Below are 3,279 nucleotides of genomic sequence, written 5' to 3'. Positions count from 1 at the left end.
GCGATGGTTGCAGCTGCAACCGGGTTTTTTATGCAGAATCAATGGCCAAGGTGCCGTTGCGCCCGTTGTCGCGTTCGCTATCCCATGCCCGAATACCGTTCGAAAACCTCCACCGCCGGCCGCAACATGGCCGGCGCCCGCGCCCTGTGGCGCGCCACCGGCATGACCGATGGCGACTTCCACAAGCCGATCATCGCGGTGGTCAACTCCTTCACCCAGTTCGTGCCCGGCCACGTGCACCTGAAGGACCTGGGCCAGCTGGTCGCGCGCGAGATCCAGGCCGCCGGCGGCGTGGCCAAGGAATTCAATACCATCGCCGTGGATGACGGTATCGCGATGGGCCACGACGGCATGCTGTATTCGCTGCCCAGCCGCGAGATCATCGCCGACTCGGTCGAGTACATGGCCAACGCGCACTGCGCCGATGCGCTGGTGTGCATCTCCAACTGCGACAAGATCACCCCCGGCATGCTGATGGCCGCGCTGCGCCTGAACATCCCGGTGGTGTTCGTTTCCGGCGGGCCGATGGAAGCGGGCAAGACCAAGCTGGCCGACCACAAGCTGGACCTGATCGACGCGATGGTCGCCGCCGGTGACGCCTCGATCAGCGACGAGGAAGTGGCCGCGATCGAACGCAGCGCCTGCCCCACCTGCGGCTCGTGCTCGGGCATGTTCACCGCCAACTCGATGAACTGCCTGACCGAAGCGCTGGGCCTGTCGCTGCCGGGCAACGGCACCGTGGTGGCCACCCACAGTGATCGCGAGGGCCTGTTCAAGCGCGCCGGCCGGCTGATCGTCGAACTGTGCCACCGCTGGTATGGCGGCGAGGAGGCCAGCGTGCTGCCGCGTAGCATCGCCACCTTCGAGGCGTTCGAAAACGCGATGACCCTGGATATCGCCATGGGCGGTTCCACCAACACCATCCTGCATCTGCTGGCCGCCGCGCAGGAGGCCGGGGTCGCCTTCGACCAGCGCGACATCGACCGCCTGTCGCGGCGCGTGCCGCAGCTGTGCAAGGTCGCGCCGAACTCGCCCAAGTACCACATCGAGGACGTGCACCGTGCCGGCGGCATCATGGCCATCCTCGGCGAACTGGCGCGCGGCGGCCTGCTGCACACCGAGGTGCCGACCGTGCATGCGCGCACCCTGGGCGAGGCGATTGCCCGCTGGGACATCAGCCAGACCAGCGACCAGACCGTGCACCAGTTCTACAAGGCCGGCCCGGCCGGTATTCCGACGCAGGTGGCCTTCAGCCAGTCCACGCGCTGGCCGTCGCTGGATACCGACCGCGCCAACGGCTGCATCCGCAGCGTCGCCCACGCGTTCTCCACCGAAGGCGGGCTGGCGGTGCTGTACGGCAACCTCGCCGTCGACGGCTGCGTGGTCAAGACCGCCGGCGTGGACGAATCCATCCACGTGTTCGAAGGCAATGCCCGCGTCTATGAAAGCCAGGACGCGGCGGTCAAGGGCATCCTCGGCGACGAGGTGCAGGCCGGCGATGTGGTGGTGATCCGCTACGAAGGCCCGAAGGGCGGCCCGGGCATGCAGGAGATGCTGTATCCGACCAGCTACCTCAAATCCAAAGGGCTGGGCAAAGCCTGCGCGCTGCTCACCGACGGCCGTTTCTCCGGCGGCACCTCGGGGCTGTCCATCGGCCACTGCTCGCCGGAAGCCGCGGCCGGCGGCGCCATCGGCCTGGTCCGCGACGGCGACCGCATCCGCATCGACATCCCGCAGCGCGGTATCACCCTGCTGGTGGACGAGGCCGAACTGGCGCGACGCCGCGCCGAACAGGATGCCCGCGGCTGGAAGCCGGCCGAGGCCCGTCCGCGCAAGGTCAGCAGCGCCCTCAAAGCCTATGCCCTGCTGGCCACCAGCGCCGACAAGGGCGCGGTGCGCGACACCGCCCTGCTCGACGGCTGACGTGCTCACTCCGCCGGGGGCGACAACGCTCCCGGCAAGCGGTCCAACGGGCTGAGCAGACCACCCGCACCGCGTCCCAGCACATGCGTATAGATCTGCGTGGTCGCCACGTCCTTGTGCCCGAGCAGTTCCTGCACCGTCCGGATATCGTGCCCGGCCTCGAGCAGATGGGTGGCGAAGGAATGACGCAATGTGTGCGCCGACACCGGCTTGTCGATGCCCACCTGGATGCGCGCATTCTTGATGGCACGTGACAGCACCGCGTCATCCACATGATGGCGCCGCTGCACGCCATCGCGCGGATCAACACTGATGCGCTCGGCCGGAAACACGTACTGCCAGCCGAACTCGCGATCCGCATTCGGATACTTTCGCTTCAGCGCATAGGGCAGCCACACCGCCCCCTGCCCGGCGAGCAGGTCATGTTGGTGCAGCAAACGCGCCCGCTCCATTTCCTTGCGCAGCGATTCCAGCAGGCTGCGCGGCAACACCGTACGCCTGTCCTTGCCGCCTTTGCCATCACGGATCAGGATTTCCATGCGTGACAGGTCCACGTCCTGTACCCGCAGGCGCAGGCATTCCATCAAGCGCATACCGGTGCCATACAGCAGACTGGCCAGCAACCACGGGCGGCCGTCCATCGCCAGCAACAGGCGCTGCACTTCCTGCGGCGACAACACCGTCGGCAAGCGCTTGGGCCGCTTGGCCCGCACCACGCCCTCCATCCACGGCAACTGCGTGCCCAACACTTCGCGGTAAAGAAACAGCAATGCCGACAACGCCTGGTTCTGCGTGCTGGCGCTGACCTTGCCCTTCACCGCCAACATCGACAGAAACGCCGCCACCTGCTCGCCGGCCATCTCGCGTGGATGGGCCATGCGATGGAAACGGATATAGCGCACGATCCAACCGACATAGGCCTTTTCCGTGCGCAGGCTGTAATGCTTCAGGCGCAGGTGCCGGCGCACCTCATCCAACAACCTGGGCTTGCCTGCCGTTGACGCTGCGGCGTCGGCGGGATGAGCCGCGATTGGCGGCAGCAGGTGCGGAACGATCCCCCCGCGCTTCACGGCAGCCTTGCATTGCGGTGATTTCCCCGGAGTCCCACCGGCATTCCCCGCCCCGCCGGTGTCTGCTGCACGCCGCTGATATCCCTCGTTTCCGGGTGGATATGACATATCGCTTCGCTCCCGCTGATATGCACCCCAGTCTGGGGAAGCATCAAGAACGGGGAAATGAGATAAGTAATTGACTCAACGTAGGATTTCCCCGTTGACAGCCAACCAGCCCAGCCCGAGTATGCCGGCATATCCCCGTTTTCGGGGTCTACTTAGAGTTAGGCCCCGTATGAGCCAT

Annotated in this window: 2 protein-coding genes; one reads left to right on the top strand and one right to left on the bottom strand. The window is 66.1% G+C overall.

Annotation, left to right across the window (positions count from 1 at the left end):
• Positions 1-84 precede the first annotated feature (84 nt).
• Positions 85-1,923, top strand: coding sequence for a dihydroxy-acid dehydratase (ilvD, locus tag ARC78_RS12105; protein WP_057506394.1), 1,839 nt, complete (start codon positions 85-87; stop codon positions 1,921-1,923).
• A gap of 5 nt (positions 1,924-1,928) precedes the next feature.
• Here the strand turns inward: ilvD and ARC78_RS12100 are convergent, their stop codons facing one another.
• Positions 1,929-2,891: an integron integrase gene (locus ARC78_RS12100; protein WP_275043994.1), complete on the bottom strand. Its 963-nt coding sequence runs from the start codon at positions 2,889-2,891 to the stop codon at positions 1,929-1,931.
• Positions 2,892-3,279 lie beyond the last annotated feature (388 nt).

The sequence above is a fragment of the Stenotrophomonas pictorum JCM 9942 genome (assembly GCF_001431585.1).
Taxonomy (GTDB): domain Bacteria; phylum Pseudomonadota; class Gammaproteobacteria; order Xanthomonadales; family Xanthomonadaceae; genus Stenotrophomonas; species Stenotrophomonas pictorum.
The sequence above is the reverse complement of the archived record's forward strand: the minus strand, read 5'-3'. Positions and strand labels throughout refer to the sequence as shown.

Excerpts from the sequence above, each read along its gene's own strand:
- ilvD (WP_057506394.1), top strand. The coding sequence starts at position 85 with ATGCCCGAATACCGTTCGAAAACCTCCACCGCCGGCCGCAACATGGCC.